This is a genomic window from Xanthobacter sp. YC-JY1 (assembly GCF_021730305.1).
GTDB classification, from domain to species: Bacteria; Pseudomonadota; Alphaproteobacteria; order Rhizobiales; family Xanthobacteraceae; genus Xanthobacter; species Xanthobacter flavus.
The window spans coordinates 554,087-569,271 of record NZ_CP032674.1 but is presented as its reverse complement, the minus strand read 5'-3'; the positions used below and the strand labels follow the sequence as shown (position 1 = coordinate 569,271).

Below are 15,185 nucleotides of genomic sequence, written 5' to 3'. Positions count from 1 at the left end.
CACCTCGCCGGCCGGCACTCAGGCGGCCAGCCGCACGGAACATGTGGTTCGCGGCGCAAAAAATGCAACGGCACCGCTCAAACGGCCTGCGCTTTTTCGCGCCATGCCTTTCGATGAGGCTCAGGCGCGCCCGAGCAGGCGGACCTGATTGAGCACCGTGCCGGTGCGGCCCTTGCACGCCTCGCCCTGCACCCAGCGATCGGCGGACTTGCCGTCCACCAGCGAGATCATGAAGCCGCGGCAGCCGGCCTGGGTCGGGCCGACCGGTGTCGCCGTTCCGCGGGTGCCAGTCTCCGGATTGTCCCACGGGACCGAGACATCGCCATCGCGGGCGGCGAGCGCCTGATCGAGGGCGAGCTTGGCCTGCGTCCAGTCGCCGGCGGTGATGCCCTTGGGGGCCGGCCCTTCCGGCACCGGCAGGGAGGCCGGCGTCGCCTTGATGGAGCCGGTGACGAGCGAATCGTCGTCGTGGAACGGCGCGCTGGCGCAGCCGGACAGGAGCGCGGCTAGAAGACACGCGCCTGCCATGGCGGCGAGCCCTTCGCGCGGGCGCCCGACACTTCTATATAGAACGATGAAGCCGCCCCGAGAGGCGTGCGAACGGTCAGACACGAGGGGCTCCACATGACGGCGAGCGACACCATGGAACCCCGTGATCCCTTAACATCCGGTGATTTCACCGAATCTTCCGAGCCTTTCCGTCTTTTCTCCGAGTGGCTGGAGGAAGCCGGCAAGTCCGAGCCGAACGATCCGAACGCCATGACCCTCGCCACCGTGGACGAGGACGGGCTGCCGGACGCGCGCATGGTGCTGCTCAAGGGGCTGGACGAGCGCGGATTCGTCTTCTTCACCAATACCGGCAGCGCCAAGGGCCGCGAACTCACCGCCCACCCGAAGGCGGCTCTGGTGTTCCACTGGAAATCGCTGCGCCGTCAGGTGCGGGTGCGTGGGCCTGTGGAGTTGGTGAGCGACGCGGAAGCGGATGCTTATTTCGCTACCCGGCCCCGCCTCTCGCAGATCGGCGCCTGGGCCTCGAAGCAGTCGCACCCGCTGGAAGGACGCTTTGCGCTTGAGGCCGCCGTAGCGACGACCACCGCGAAATATGCCCTCGGCAGCGTGCCGCGCCCGCCCCACTGGACCGGCTTCCGCATCCTGCCCGTGGCCATCGAGTTCTGGCACGATCGGCCGTTCCGCCTGCACGATCGCGTGGTGTTTCGCCGCGCGGGTGAAGGCGAGGCCTGGACGAAGACCCGGCTTTATCCCTGATCCCGGACCGGCCGGACTGGACCCGGACTCGGGCTGACACTACATCACCTTACCGGCTGCGGCCGAGGCTCACACATGACATCGGAAACCGAAGACCGGCCGCGCATCATGCTCCTCACCGGAGCCTCGCGCGGCATCGGCCACGCCACGGTGAAGCGCTTCTCCGCGGCCGGCTGGCGCGTCATCTCCTGCTCGCGCCATCCCTTCCCCGAGCAATGCCCGTGGGGTGCCGGCCCCGAGGACCATCTTCAGGTGGACCTTTCGAGCCCAGCCAGCACCAAGGCGGCCATCGCCGAAGTAAAGAGCCGACTGCCCGAGGGCAAGCTCGACGCCCTCGTCAACAACGCCGCCATCTCGCCCAAGGGCGAGGGCGGCGCCCGCCTCGGCACGCTGGATACCGATCTCGAAACCTGGGTGGACGTGTTCCAGGTGAATTTCTTCGCCCCCATCATCCTCGCGCGGGGGCTTTCAGCCGAGCTGGAGAAGGCGCAAGGCTCGGTGGTGAACGTCACCTCCATCGCCGGCTCGCGGGTGCATCCCTTCGCAGGGGCGGCCTATGCCACCTCCAAGGCGGCCCTCGCCTCCCTGACCCGGGAGATGGCCTCCGACTTCGGCCGCCGTGGCATAAGGGTGAACGCCATCGCGCCGGGGGAGATCGACACCGCCATCCTCTCGCCGGGCACGGACAAGATCGTGGCGCAGATCCCCATGCAGCGCCTCGGCACGCCGGATGAGGTGGCGAAGATCATCTACGTGCTGTGCACGGAGACCTCCTCCTACCTCAATGGCGCCGAGATCCACATCAATGGCGGCCAGCACGTCTGACGCTGCGGTCTAGAGCCAGCGGCGCCACTTGAAGAAGACGTAGGGCAGGATGCCCGACACCACCATGGCGCACAGTGCGAGCGGGTAGCCATAGGTCTCCGCCAGTTCCGGCATGTGCTGGAAGTTCATGCCGTAGATCGAGGCGATGAGCGTCGGCGGCATCAGCACCACGGAGAGCACGGCGAAGATCTTGATGATGTTGTTCTGTTCGAGCCCCACCATGCCGATGGTAGCATCCAGCAGGAACTGCAGTTTGTCGCCGATGAAGGCGGCATAGTCCGAAAGGCCGGCCACATCCCGGCTCATGGACTTGATATTGGCCTTGCCGTCTTTGGCGATGGTCGAGCCGTCAGAATCCGCCCCCAGGAAGGAAATGAGCCGCTGCAGCGAGGCGAGGCTCTCCCGGGCGTAGGAGACGAGCCCTTCCTTGCGGCCGATATGGGAGAGGATGGCGCGGTAGCGCTGATTGGCATTCTCCCGTCCGTCGGAACGCTCGAAGATGCGCCGGGAGATGCGCTCCACATCCGCGCCGATCTGCTCCAGCACGTCGGCGGAGCGATCCACCACGGCTTCCAGAAGCTCGATGAGGATATCCTCGCCTTTCACCGTTGTGGGGCATGACTTGCCCAGCCGGTTGGAGACCGAGGGAAATGCACGGGGCTCGCCGTAGCGCACGGTGATGAGGCGGCCGCGGGTGAGGATGAAGGTGACGGCCAGCATCACCGGCGTCTCGGTATCGGCCCCGCAGAGGATGGTGGCGGTCATGTAGCGCGCGCCGCCCTCCATATAGAGGCGGCTCGACTGCTCGATCTCGCCCATCTCCTCCCGCGTGGGCACGGAGATGCCGGCGAACGCTTCCGCCCGGGTGTCATCGGCCTCGGTGGGGGAGATCAGGTCGACCCAGACCGCAGCCTCGGGGATGGGTCCGTCCGTGATCGGAACGGCCTCGAGGCTTCCTTGTCTGGAGATGTAGGCGAAGATCATGCGGCGGTCCTTGATCGGCCCGCCCTTCTAGCCCGCCGCGGGTCGCGTGGGAACCGAGCCGATCGGGAGGTGCGACCGCCGTCGCGTCCACTCCCCGCTGCGGATACCACCCACCCGGACGTCCGGCGGCAAAACAGTGTCGCCGCCGATCGGGACGTGGGGTTGTCGATGCGTGACACCTTGCGGCCAGCGCACCGCCTTCACCACCCCGGTCCGGCCCCCGCGCCGGTTCCGGGTGGACCATCGTTCCTGCCTCAGGCGGCGAGGAAGTCGATGTCCTTGAGGGTGACGACCTTGTTGGCCTGGGCCGCCTTGGCCTCGACCGCCTTCTTGTCGCTCGCCTGCTGCGCAGCCGCGGCGACGGCGGAGATGCCGATGTCGCGCCACTGCTGGCTCTGCGCCGTACGCTTCAGATCCGATTCCTCCCGGGGGCTGAGCCCTTGGTGTCCGGTAGACATGTCCCAACTCCTGTGTGGTGCGCCGTTACGCAGCGGCACCTTCGCGTGACCCCTTCAGAGATGGCGATCAACTGCGTCAAAACTGTGCAGCCGATGCGTCTTCTCCGCGGTCATACGAAGAGTAGGCGCCCCAAAGCTTGCGAAACTCCAAATAGGGTGCCGAAAGGTCAATCTGTGAGGCATTTCTGCAACGCCTTCGCACAAGCAACACCGCCCCATCCGAACACCCTTCTAGCGAAGCGGACATTGGGTTAATTCATTCTCGCGGGTCGAATCCTCCTTGTGCGTCAAGGGCAGAGTTAAGAGGCGAGACATGATGTGGCGAGCGGTCGGGGCACTGCTGACAGGTTTGATGCTCAGCGGCTGCATCTCCGGAACGGTGGCGCCGGCGCCGGACACGGCAATGACGGCGCGGGACAAGCAGCTTCTTGCCAACAAGCCGTATCCGAATGTGAAGCCTTCGGGCGATTTTGCGCGGCATATCGTTGAGTATCCGACCAATAAGAAGCCGGGCACGGTGGTCGTCGATACTCCGAACAAGTTTCTTTACTATGTGGAAGGCAACGGTAAGGCGATCCGCTACGGCGTGACCGTCGGCGAGGAAAGCCTCGCCTTCCGCGGCCAGGCCAAGGTCGGTCGCAAGACCGAGTGGCCGAGCTGGACTCCCACTCCGGAAATCCACCAGCGCATTGCTGGCCTGCCGTCCTACGTGGCGCCCGGCCCGCACAATCCCATGGGCGCCCGCGCCCTGTACCTCTACCAGGGCAATCAGGACACCCTGTTCCGCATCCACGGCACCAACCAGCCGGAATATATCGGCCAGGCGATCTCCTCGGGCTGCATCCGCATGCTCAACGAGGACGTCATCGACCTCTACAGCCGCGTTCCGGTGGGCGCCGAGGTCGTGGTGCTCTGAGCTGATTTATCTTCAGACGTAAAAAGGGCGCGGCTTGGCCGCGCCCTTTTTGTTTGGGCCTCGCCCGACGAACACGACGAAGCCCGCCGGCTTTACCGCCCTACGAGGTCGATCCATCGGATGGACCTCCCTATCTGCGCGCGCATCTTAGCAACGCTCAATCGGACTGGCTCTGCCTCGGCTGGGTGCTCTTTGAGCTACCACCCTTGTCCTGAGCATTCTTGTCCTGGGCACTCTTGTCCTGGGCACTCTTGGGCTTGGAGCCGTTGGTCTGGCCGGTCTTTGCCTGGCCGTTTGTGGACTGCCCGCCCTTCTCGGCCGCGCCCTTGGTAGCCGTTCCCTTCGCATCCGTCCCTTTGGCAGCCGTGCCTTTGCCTTGAGCGGCCTTCCCCGCCGCGGGAGTGCCCTTGGGCGCAGACGCCGGAGCACTCTCCGGCTCGGCCTCGGCAGTCCCGGCGGAAGCCCCAGCCTCCTTGTCCGCCGCCTCCTTGTCCTCGGACGCGCCACCCGCCCCACTTTCGGCAGACGCTGCCGGAGCATTCGCCCCCGGCTTGTCCTTGCGTGATGCCACGGCAGAACCGGCGTCGAGGTTCCAGTGACAGAGCTTGAAATCGTTCCGGCGCTGGGCGAGGTCCACGTGGATGTGGTCCTCGTGGTACCCGTCAGAGCCGGGGCCGAGCACCGTGGCAAAGCGGGTGCAGGCGCTGTCCTTCATGGACGCGCGCAGCGCCATCGGCAGGCCCCCCTTCGCGACCGTCCACACGCGTCCGTCGCCCAGCTCGAAGCCGCCCACATCCACCGCATTGCCGCGGCCGTGCTCGCTCATCTTGGCGCCCGCCACGCGGTTGCGCGGGCGACAATTATAGGAATCGGCGATGCGGATCGCCGACAGCACCCCGCCGGCCGCAGCCACGGCGGGGGCCAGCGCCTCACTCATCCACGCCGCGGCTGCCACGGTCATTTCACATCGAGAGATCGCGGCCGGTTTCAGCGGAATCATCCGTCCATCGGCGAGCCGCACCGCGGTCAGTCGAACCGGGATGAACGTGCCGCAGACTGGACTGGGAGTGAGGGACGTCTCGAGGCTGGCTTCGATCGCGCCTTCCGCCACCAGATCAGCGCAGGCGGCGGGCATCACCATGGGACCTGCCGGCACCGAGGGCGCGACGATGGGGGGTACGGCCGATGGAGAGGCCCCCCTCGGGCCGCCTGGGGCTAACGCTGCGTCGGGCGCCGTCTCCCGCGAGGCCACCTGCGGCCGCGGCGGGGGCCGTGCGGGATCCCGCACGAACCCATCGGCCGTGCCAATGTCCACCGGTCCCTCGGGCTGCGCCGCACTCTGCCCCTCGGTCTCCGCCTCGCTGTCCTCTTCCGTCAGTTCCGGCGGACGCCGTGGCGGAAGCGGTGCCGCGCGCAGGGACGGGACCCGCGCGACGACGGCAGAGGACGCCTTCATGTCCTTGGGCTTGGTGGGTGGCAGCGGGGTCGCTGCGCTTGCTGGGCCGGGCGCTGTGAATGCGGCGAAGCCGATGCACATGGCAACCGGCAACCCGGCCATCCACGGCACCGCCTTCCGCAGCGCTGCGTGCGGCTTGGTCTGGCAACGGCTCGGAACGGCGGGTCGTCTGGATGACATGCACGTGATACTAAAGACGTCCTCCGCTGCGGTCGAGCCGGCCTGCGGGAGCCCCCTCCCCGCCCAGCGGATGAACCCATGCAGGATCTGACCGCGCTGCTTTTCGACAAGGACGGCACCCTGGTGCACTTCGACCGCACCTGGGGCCGGGCGGCCGGTGCAGTCATGCGGCAGATGGCGCGCGATGACGCCCATGCCGTCGCCCGGCTGGAGGCGGTGAGCCATTATCTCCCCGACGAGGAGCGTTTCCTGCCCACCTCGCCCCTCGTTTCCGGCTCGTCGGCCCATTACGGCCCGCTCTGGGCTCATGCTCTGGGCCGCCCCGCCGACGGCGACTTCCTTGCGGAGATCGATCGCCTGTTCGCGGCCGCGGGTCTCGCGAACCTCACGCCCATCGGCCATCCCGCCCGAGCGCTGCAGCGGCTGAAGTCGGCGGGCTTCGCCCTCGGCATCGTCACCAATGACGCCGAGGAGAATGCCCGCCAGCAGTCCGAGGCCCTCGGCTTCCTGGACCTCCTCGAAGCGGTTCACGGCTACGATTCCGGCTTCGGCTCCAAGCCCGGCCCGGGAATGGTGGCGGCGTTCGCCGCGCGGTTCGGCCACCGCCCGGACGCCATGGCGGTGATCGGCGACAGTGCCCACGACCTCGCAGCGGCACGCGGCGCAGGAGCCCGTTTCATCCTGGTGCGCAGCGGGCCAGCGCCGGTCGACGACCTCGTCGGCGATGCAGACCTCGTGGTGGACAGCGTCGACGATCTGCCTGATGCACTACCCGCCCCGGCCGGGAAAGCCTCTTCCCTCGCCGGCGAAAACGCGGTCTAACCGACCGGCAACGGCGCAGGACGCGCAGCACGGGCGGCAGGATGATCAGACGCCGGCTTTATACCGAGGAGCGCTATTCGCCTCTGGCCCGCTGGAGCTTCCGGCTGGCGCTGTTTTCGGTGCCGGTGGTGGCACTGGCTGCGCTGCTCTATCGTGCGGGCATGCTCGACTTCCAGCCGGCGATCGCCACGCTGGGGGCTGGCCTTGTGCTGGCCCTCGTCGCTGCCGCCATGGGCATCGTCGCCTTCTTCATCACCTGGGAGACGGGGTGGCTGGGTATCGGCCGCGCCATCGCCGCCGTGGCCATCGGCGGGCTGGTCCTGGCTGGTCCTGCCGCCGTTCTCGCGCGTGGCATGATGCTGCCGAAACTCACCGATATCGCCACCGACCCCACTGATCCGCCCCGCTTTCGTGCCCTCATGCTCGCCCATCCCCGGGATGCCAACAGCCTCGCCTTCGGCGGGTCCGCGGCGGCCGAGGCCCAGCGTATGGCCTATCCCGGCATCAAGCCGGTCGACCTCACGGCAACACCGGAAGAGGCGTTCAATACGGTCCTCGCCCTGGTGCAGAAGCGGCGCTGGCACATCCTCGATGCGATCCCCCCGCGCGGAACCAGGCGCGACGGGCAGATCGAGGCCGTGGCCGTTTCGCCCGTCATGGGCTTCCGCAGCGACGTCTCGATCCGCATACGGCCGACTGCGAAGGGGGCGCGGGTCGATGTGCGCTCCTCGGCGCGCTACGGCATCCATGATCTTGGCACCAACGCCCAGCGCATCGAGGCGCTGATGGCGGACCTCGCGGCCGAGCGTCGGCGGCGCTGAGTCTCAGACCGCAGATCGCGCCAAAAGCGCGGCGGCGGCCGCGGCCTCGTCCGGTGCCAACGGCTCCACCAGACTCGGACCTTCGTTGCGTACGGAATTGACGTCGGTAGAAACCGGGGTCAGGCGAAGCGCTTCGCCGGGGTAGGAGCGCATCAGCGCTGCGCCCTCCTCCCCCACCAGCCAGGCCGAGATGTCCGTGTCGGGCAGGATTACCGGCATACGCTCGTGCAGGGGGCGCAGGCGTTCCGTTGCCGGGCAGGTGAGGATGGTGAAGGTGCGGAGCCATTGGCCGGTGCCGGGATCCTTCCAGCCGTCCCACAGGCCGGCGAAGGACATGGGAGAGCCATCGGCGCGGGAAATGACGAAGGGCTGGCGCCGCTTGTCCACGGCCTTCCATTCATAGAAAGCGTCGGCAGGAACGATGCAGCGGCGCCGCGCCCGCCAGGCGGCGCGGAAGGTGGGCTTTTCGGCAACAGTCTCCGAGCGGGCATTGATGAGACTGGCGCCGCCGGATGGCCCCTTGGCGAAAGACGGCACCAATCCCCAGCGCAGCAGATCGAGATGGCGCCGCCCCGTCTCCGGATTTCGGCGGACCACCATGAGATCCTGCGTCGGCGCCGCGTTGTAGCGGGCTGGAACGTTAGGCAGGGGCGACAGTGCTGGATCAACCCCGAACAGAGCGGCAAGGGCCGCCGGGGGCGTCAGCTGGACGAACCGCCCGCACATGGCTGCCGTCTCGCGTGTCAGGCTGCCCGGCGGAATCGGCCGGTTATGGCTGCCGTTCCGTCGGTGACGACCCGGCCACTGGCCACCAGATGCTCGAGATGCGCCAGAACGGTGAGCGATGCCGCCCCCACCAGTCGGGGATCGAGGCCGATATAGATGCCCCGGACCAGATCGGGAATCGTCTCCACATCGCGGTCCAGCGCGCGCAGGATCGCGGCCTCCCGCGCCACGCGGTGGGCGAGGTAATCCTTCACGAACGCCGGGGCGTCGCGCACCGGCCCGCCGTGTCCCGGGAGGTAGACCGCCTCGGTGCGTGCCGCGAAACGCTCGAGCGATCGGATGTAGTCGCCCATGGATCCGTCCGGGGGCGCGACGATGGAGGTGGCCCAGGCCATCACATGGTCGCCGGAGAAGATGAGATCTTCCTCGGCCAGCGAGAAGGCCATGTGATTGGCGCAATGGCCAGGGCTGGCGATGCCGGACAGCGTCCAGCCCGGACCAGCGACCGCCTCGCCGTCGGGCAGGACAACGTCCGGCCGGAAGTCCATGTCGGCACTGGCGTCCAACGGGTTCACTTCGCCGATGGCGAGCGGGCGAGCGGCACGATGTTGCCCTTCCGCAACAGTCGGCGCACCCGTGGCGGCCTGAATGGCGCGCGCCGCGGGGGAGTGGTCGCGATGGGTGTGGGTGATGACGATGTGGCTGACGGTCTCGCCCCGGACCGCATCGAGCACCGCCGCAATATGGCTGGGGTCGTCCGGCCCCGGATCGATGATCGCCACCGTACCCGTGCCCACGATGTAGGAGCAGGTTCCGGTGAAGGTGAAGGGCGAAGGATTGGGCGCCACGATGCGCCGGACAAGCGGCGTCACCTGATCGAGGCGGCCGGCTGGAACATCGAAGCTGCGGTCGAAGGCGATTTCGTCGCTCATGGGGGCAACGCTAGCCCAGTTGAGGCATCAGCGACAACCGCGGCGGTGGCGGGCTCCGGCGGATCGGTGCGTGCTGATGCGCTTGGATCGGTCGGAAACGGCGGCCCGGACCGGAACTGGCTCGGGTCTCTAAGCCGAGGCCGCGCAGGCAAAAGAAAAGCCCGCTGCCGAGGCAGCGGGCTTCGCGATGAAGCAGAGCTTCGATCAGAACTTGTAGTTCACACCCGCGCGGAACGAGTTGAACTTGGAGTCCGTGCTGGCGCTCAGGCCGGGCGCGATCGCAACGGCGTCCACGCTCGCAGAGCCGAGGTCGACGTAGAGGTATTCGGCCTTGAACGTCCAGTTGTTGGTGATGGCGAACTCGCCGCCGGCACCGATGGTCCAGCCCCAGTTGGTGCTGGACTTGTCGAACACCTGAACGCCGAGGACCGAGGCAGAGGTCGCGGTCTTGCCGTAGGCCACACCACCGGTGATGTAGGGCAGGAACCGGTCGATCGCGTAGCCGAGGCGGGCGCGGATCGTGCCGAAGTAGTCGATGGTGGTGCCAGCGCTCACGACCGGCAGACCGAGCACGGAGGCGCTGACGGTGCCTTCGATGTTGGACCACTGCAGGTCGGTCTCGATGCCGAGCACGACGTTGTTGGCGAACTGGTAGTTGTAGCCGATCTGGCCACCGGCGTAGAAGCCGGAGGAGTTCAGGCTGGCCGAGGCGACCGGGGAGCCGAAGTAGTTGACGTCGTAGGTGAACGAGTCACCGCCGTAGCCAACGTTGGCGCCGATGTAGAAACCGGTCCAGGAGAACACCGGGACAACGGCCACCGCCTTGACGGGATACTTCGTCGCCAGGTCAGCAGCCGCGGCCGGAGCCGAGAGCGCCGCCAGCGCGACAGTGGCGAGAAGGAACCGCTTCATGACCAAAACCCCCTTGCTTGGGTAACTCGTGCTTTGGGCGAAATCGTCGGCAGCTGCGGAGAGCCACGAGTCGTTTCGTCCAGTGAGGTTTATTTAGCAGGGGTCTCGCCGGAATGCCGTAACATTCTTGCCACAGTCACCCCAAATCAGCACAACCCGGAGCCAAATTCCTAGTATGCTACCGCTACATAGGGGTGATGACCGACCCTTCGCCGCCTATCGGCCTTCTCACCGGACCCAAAAGGTAAATTGTTCGTAAAAACAAGGGCCTTCACGCCATTCTCATGGGCCCGAGCGTAGACTGGGTTCCTTGGTCCCCAAGGAGGACGCCATGCAACTTTACCGATTCCCCCCTTTCGCGCGGTCGGTCGCGGCCGGGGCGGCGCTCGCCATAATGACCTCCGGCGCCGCATTGGCGCGGCCCGACAGCCTCACCATGACATGCGCTGCGGCTGCCGGAATGGTCGCCTCCAATGGCGCCATGGTCATAGGCACGGGGCCCAACATCTTCGACCGTTACGTAAATTCCCTGCGTTACTGCTCCGGCTTCGAGCAGCTGAAGCCGGAATGGATCAAGACGAAGGACAATCCGCAATGCTTCGTGGGCTATACCTGCTACGTGCCGACCCGGGAGAATTCCTTCCGGTGAGGAACGACCGGCCGGAGCCGTCTGTCGTGAAGGAGGATGCCGTGAAGACTTGCACCACCCGCCGGGTCCGCCCGGCTATCGGCCTTGTGATTGTGGCCGGCCTTGCCGCCCTCGCGGAGCCGGCGGCGGCGCAGACGCAGAGCCGCTCCTTCACCTGCACCCAGGCCGCGGCCCTCATTCAATCGAAGGGCGCCGTGGTGCTCGCCACCTCCCCCACCCTCTATGATCGCTACGTGCGCGACCGGACCTTCTGCGTCTATGACCAGGACACCCGTCCGGAATGGGTGCCGACGCGCGACAATCCCCAGTGCTTCATCGGCTACAGCTGCTACGTCCCCTATCGCGATGGCGGGCGGCGTTGACTTTGGATGCCCGAAAATCCCGGTAGCCGAACGCAAAAAGGCCGGGCATTTGCCCGGCCTCGATAGGGTCAAAAAGCGGCACCCCTTCAGGCGATGCCGCGCTCCTTGAGCACCCCCTCGATCTCCTCCAGCACACCGGCATCGTCGATGGTGGCGGGCACGGTCCAGGGATCATGGTCGGCGATCTTCTTCATGGTGCCGCGCAGGATCTTGCCGGAGCGGGTCTTGGGCAGGCGGTTCACGGTGACCGCGAGCTTGAAGGCCGCCACCGGCCCGATGCGGTCGCGCACCAGCCCCACCAGTTCCTTCTCGATGACATCCGGTGCCCGCCGCTCTCCGGCCTTGAGCACGACGAAGCCGCACGGCACCTCACCCTTCAGCTCGTCCTTCACGCCGATGACGGCGCACTCAGCCACGTCCGGATGGGAGGCGAGCACCTCCTCCATGCCGCCGGTGGACAGGCGATGGCCGGCAACGTTGATGATGTCGTCGGTGCGGCCCATGACGAAGACATAGCCGTCATCGTCCAGGAAGCCGGCGTCGGCGGTCTTGTAGTAGCCGGGGAACTCGGCGAGGTAGCTTTCGGCGAAGCGGTCGTCCTGCTGCCACAGGGTGGGCAGGCAGCCGGGCGGCAGCGGCAGTTTCACCACGATGGAGCCCATGGTGCCGGCCGGAACGGGCTTCGACGCTTCGTCAACGATCTGGATGTCGTAGCCGGGCATGGGCACGGTGGGCGAGCCGAGCTTGATGGGCAGCAGGCCGAGGCCCACGGGGTTGGCGGCGATGGCCCAGCCGGTCTCCGTCTGCCACCAGTGGTCCACCACCGGCACCTTCAGCTGCTCCTGCGCCCAAACCACGGTATCGGGATCGGCCCGCTCGCCGGCCAGGAACAGGGTGCGGAAGCGCGAGAGGTCGCGCCCCTGCTTCAGGAGGCAGTCGGGATCCTCCTTCTTGATGGCGCGCAGCGCGGTCGGCGCCGTGAACAGCGCGACGACGCCATGCTCCTCGATCACCCGCCAGAAGGCGCCCGCATCGGGCGTCCCCACCGGCTTGCCCTCGTAGACCAGCGTGGTCGCGCCCAGGATCAGCGGGGCATAGACGATGTAGGAATGGCCAACCACCCAGCCGATATCGGAGGCGGTCCAGAACACCTCGCCGGGCTTGATGCCGTATAGGTTCTTCATGCTCCAATCGAGCGCCACCATGTAGCCGCCGGTGTCGCGCACGACCCCCTTGGGCTTACCGGTCGTGCCGGAGGTATAGAGGATGTAGAGCGGGTCGGTCGCAAGCATGTCGGCGCAGGGGGCGGCCTTGCCCGCTGCAGCGGCGGCATCCACCGCGGCCTGCCAGTCGAGATCGCGGCCCTCCACGAGCGCGCCGGGACCCTGGGTCCGCTGCAGCACGAGGCAGCGCTCCGGCTTCACCGCCGACATGGAGATGGCGAGGTCCAGGAGCGGCTTGTAGGGCACGACACGGTTCGGCTCGATGCCGCAGGACGCCGCGAGGATCACCTTCGGCTCGGCATCCTCGATGCGGGTGGCGAGCTCCTTGGCCGCGAACCCGCCGAACACCACCGAATGGATCGCCCCGATGCGGGCGCAGGCCAGCATGGCGCAGATCGCTTCCGGCACCATCGGCATGTAGACGAGCACCCGGTCGCCCTTGCCGACGCCCATGTCCTGCAGCACGGCCGCAAGGGTCGCCGTTTCCGTCAGCATCTCGCCATAGGTCAGCGTGCGCTTGGTGCCGGTGACGGGGCTGTCATAGATCAGCGCTGCCTCATCGCCACGGCCGGCCGCAACGTGGCGGTCCAGCGCGTTGTGGCAGACATTGCCCACCGCATCGGGAAACCAGCGGCCGTAGACGCCGGCGTCGGCGTCGAAGATGGCCTGCGGCGGCCGGGCCCAGTCGATGCCCCGGGCGGCCTCGGCCCAGAAGGCGGACGGATCGGTCTTCCAGCCGGCATAGGCCTGCGCGTAGCGGCTCGCGCCATCAATGGACATGGACGTCTCCCTCAAGGGTCTTCTTTGGCCCGGTAGTGCCGGGAGCGTTTTTACGGCGCAAGCTCGCACAAATGCGTAAGACGTTTGTCGCCCGGGTCCGCAACCTCATGCTGCGAACTGGTACTTTGGTATCGGGCTCGGCCGATTGCACCGCCCTGCCGCCCTCGGCTAGGTTCGCGCTCCAATTCGACCGGAATCCCGGCGCGAACACAAGCTTTCGGGCGAGAGGGGGGACACGATGGCCGGCATCTACGACCAGGATCTCGAACGGAACGCAGCCAATTTCCAGCCGCTGACACCTCTCGGCTTTCTGGAGCGGGCGGCGAGCGTGTTCCCGGACCACACCGCCATCCTGCACGGGAAGTTGAAGCGCAACTACCGCGAATTCTATGCCCGCAGCCGGCGGCTTGCCTCGGCGCTGGCCAAGGTGGGCGTGGGGGTGGGCGACACCGTTGCGGTGATGCTGCCCAATGCACCGGCCATGCTGGAAGCCCACTACGGCGTGCCCATGGTGGGCGCGGTGCTCAATTCGCTGAACACCCGGCTCGATGCCGCCATCCTCGCCTTCACCCTCGACCACGGCGAGGCGAAGGTGCTCATCACCGACCGGGAATTCTCCCCCGTCATCAAGGCGGCCCTCGCCCTCGCCGTCCGCAAGCCGCTGGTCATCGACTATGACGACCCCGAGTTCACCGGCGCCGGCGAGCGTATCGGGGTGATGGAATACGAGGATTTTCTCGCCACCGGCGACGAAGACTTCGCATGGAAGACGCCGGCGGATGAATGGGACGCCATCGCCCTCAACTATACCTCCGGCACCACGGGCGATCCGAAGGGCGTCGTCTATCACCACCGCGGCGCGCATCTGCTGGCGGTCGGCAACGTGGTGACGTGCGGGCTGGGCAAGCATCCGGTCTATCTGTGGACGCTGCCCATGTTCCACTGCAACGGCTGGTGCTTCCCCTGGTCCATCACGCTGGTGGCCGGCACCCATGTGTGCCTGCGTCAGGTCCGGGCGAAGGCCATGTTCGACGCCATCGCCGACCACAAGGTGACGCACATGTGCGGCGCGCCCATCGTGATGTCCACGCTGCTCAACGCGGCGGAAGCGGACAAGCGCCCCTTGCCCAGCCGGGTGGAATTCATCACCGCCGCCGCCCCGCCGCCGGAGGCCGTGCTCGCCGCCATGCAGGACGCCGGCTTCAACGTGGTACATGTGTACGGCCTCACCGAGGTTTACGGCCCGGCGGTCGTCAACGACTGGCACGCGGAGTGGGATGCGCTCGACGCCAAGCAGCGGGCCTTCCTCAAGTCCCGGCAGGGCGTGCGCTACAGCGCGCTGGAAGCCCTCGACGTGATGGACCCTGAGACCATGGTTCCAGTCCCCGCCGATGGCGAAACGCTGGGCGAGGTCATGTTCCGCGGCAACGTGGTGATGAAGGGCTATCTGAAAAACCCCTCGGCCACCGAGAAGTCGTTCGCGGGCGGCTGGTTCCACTCGGGCGACCTCGGGGTGAAGCATCCCGACGGCTATATCCAGCTCAAGGACCGCTCCAAGGACATCATCATCTCCGGCGGCGAGAACATCTCGTCCATCGAGGTGGAGGATGCCCTCTACAAGCATCCGGCGATCGCCGCCGCCGCCGTGGTGGCCAAGCCCGACGAGAAGTGGGGCGAGACACCCGTCGCCTTCGTCGAGCTGCGCGACGGCATGAGCGCGACGGCCGAGGACATCATCGCCCATTGCCGCGCCCATCTGGCGGCGTACAAGTGCCCCCGCCACGTGGTTTTCGAGGAAATCCCCAAGACCTCCACCGGCAAGATCCAGAAGTTCCGCCTGCGCGAGCTGGCCAAGGAGGTTTGAGGAAAGATG

The 15,185-nt window shown here is 67.0% G+C and carries 16 protein-coding genes; 8 read left to right on the top strand and 8 right to left on the bottom strand.

Translation table 11 applies throughout. The features are described 5' to 3' along the window. Positions 1-120: 120 nt before the first annotated feature. Positions 121-528, bottom strand: coding sequence for an RT0821/Lpp0805 family surface protein (locus D7006_RS02670; RefSeq protein ID WP_229646438.1), 408 nt, complete (start codon positions 526-528; stop codon positions 121-123). Between the two features lie 96 nt (positions 529-624). Between D7006_RS02670 and pdxH the strand changes: the two genes are divergently transcribed. Together pdxH and D7006_RS02660 are read left to right on the top strand one after the other, a co-directional pair. Beyond that, positions 625-1,266, top strand: coding sequence for a pyridoxamine 5'-phosphate oxidase (gene pdxH, locus D7006_RS02665; protein WP_237355440.1), 642 nt, complete (start codon positions 625-627; stop codon positions 1,264-1,266). A 108-nt stretch (positions 1,267-1,374) separates the two neighbouring features. Next, positions 1,375-2,091 carry an SDR family NAD(P)-dependent oxidoreductase gene (locus tag D7006_RS02660; protein WP_169124777.1) on the top strand — a complete coding sequence of 239 codons (717 nt, stop codon included), beginning with the start codon at positions 1,375-1,377 and terminating at the stop codon, positions 2,089-2,091. A gap of 9 nt (positions 2,092-2,100) precedes the next feature. Here D7006_RS02660 and D7006_RS02655 read toward each other — a convergent pair whose 3' ends face one another. Then, positions 2,101-3,075: a magnesium transporter CorA family protein gene (locus D7006_RS02655; protein WP_229646435.1), complete on the bottom strand. Its 975-nt coding sequence runs from the start codon at positions 3,073-3,075 to the stop codon at positions 2,101-2,103. Positions 3,076-3,329: 254 nt separating this feature from the next. Then, positions 3,330-3,533, bottom strand: a complete 204-nt coding sequence (locus tag D7006_RS02650) for a hypothetical protein (protein WP_024280859.1) — start codon at positions 3,531-3,533, stop codon at positions 3,330-3,332. A 313-nt stretch (positions 3,534-3,846) separates the two neighbouring features. On the opposite strand from D7006_RS02650, the gene D7006_RS02645 reads away from it, so the two are divergent. Then, positions 3,847-4,449 (top strand): L,D-transpeptidase, encoded by a 603-nt coding sequence (locus tag D7006_RS02645; protein WP_210257932.1) that lies wholly within the window; start codon positions 3,847-3,849, stop codon positions 4,447-4,449. Between the two features lie 157 nt (positions 4,450-4,606). Here the strand turns inward: D7006_RS02645 and D7006_RS02640 are convergent, their stop codons facing one another. Further along, positions 4,607-5,590: an extensin family protein gene (locus tag D7006_RS02640; protein WP_237355439.1), complete on the bottom strand. Its 984-nt coding sequence runs from the start codon at positions 5,588-5,590 to the stop codon at positions 4,607-4,609. A gap of 573 nt (positions 5,591-6,163) precedes the next feature. Between D7006_RS02640 and D7006_RS02635 the strand changes: the two genes are divergently transcribed. Then, positions 6,164-6,907, top strand: a complete 744-nt coding sequence (locus tag D7006_RS02635) for an HAD family hydrolase (RefSeq protein ID WP_237355438.1) — start codon at positions 6,164-6,166, stop codon at positions 6,905-6,907. 41 nt (positions 6,908-6,948) lie between these two features. Further along, on the top strand, positions 6,949-7,728 hold the full coding sequence (locus D7006_RS02630; RefSeq protein WP_237355437.1) for a DUF1499 domain-containing protein: 780 nt from the start codon (positions 6,949-6,951) through the stop codon (positions 7,726-7,728). A 3-nt stretch (positions 7,729-7,731) separates the two neighbouring features. Here D7006_RS02630 and D7006_RS02625 read toward each other — a convergent pair whose 3' ends face one another. The 3 genes from D7006_RS02625 to D7006_RS02615 all read right to left on the bottom strand — a co-directional run bounded on the left by D7006_RS02625 (position 7,732) and on the right by D7006_RS02615 (position 10,298). Beyond that, positions 7,732-8,454: an SOS response-associated peptidase gene (locus D7006_RS02625; RefSeq protein WP_237355436.1), complete on the bottom strand. Its 723-nt coding sequence runs from the start codon at positions 8,452-8,454 to the stop codon at positions 7,732-7,734. A 17-nt stretch (positions 8,455-8,471) separates the two neighbouring features. Next, positions 8,472-9,386, bottom strand: coding sequence for an MBL fold metallo-hydrolase (locus D7006_RS02620; RefSeq protein WP_237355435.1), 915 nt, complete (start codon positions 9,384-9,386; stop codon positions 8,472-8,474). A 204-nt stretch (positions 9,387-9,590) separates the two neighbouring features. After that, positions 9,591-10,298 (bottom strand): outer membrane protein, encoded by a 708-nt coding sequence (locus D7006_RS02615; RefSeq protein ID WP_229646429.1) that lies wholly within the window; start codon positions 10,296-10,298, stop codon positions 9,591-9,593. 331 nt (positions 10,299-10,629) lie between these two features. Between D7006_RS02615 and D7006_RS02610 the strand changes: the two genes are divergently transcribed. Both D7006_RS02610 and D7006_RS02605 read left to right on the top strand, forming a co-directional pair. Then, a complete protein-coding gene (locus tag D7006_RS02610) occupies positions 10,630-10,947 on the top strand; it encodes a hypothetical protein (protein WP_237355434.1) in 318 nt (105 codons plus the stop codon). A gap of 26 nt (positions 10,948-10,973) precedes the next feature. After that, positions 10,974-11,309, top strand: coding sequence for a hypothetical protein (locus D7006_RS02605; protein WP_237355433.1), 336 nt, complete (start codon positions 10,974-10,976; stop codon positions 11,307-11,309). Positions 11,310-11,395: 86 nt separating this feature from the next. On the opposite strand, the gene D7006_RS02600 is transcribed toward D7006_RS02605, so the two are convergent. Further along, positions 11,396-13,312 carry a propionyl-CoA synthetase gene (locus tag D7006_RS02600; RefSeq protein WP_237355432.1) on the bottom strand — a complete coding sequence of 639 codons (1,917 nt, stop codon included), beginning with the start codon at positions 13,310-13,312 and terminating at the stop codon, positions 11,396-11,398. Between the two features lie 238 nt (positions 13,313-13,550). Here D7006_RS02600 and D7006_RS02595 point away from each other — a divergent pair, with 238 nt between their 5' ends. Continuing rightward, complete coding sequence (locus D7006_RS02595; RefSeq protein WP_169124728.1) at positions 13,551-15,176, top strand: acyl-CoA synthetase; 1,626 nt, start codon at positions 13,551-13,553, stop codon at positions 15,174-15,176. Positions 15,177-15,185 lie beyond the last annotated feature (9 nt).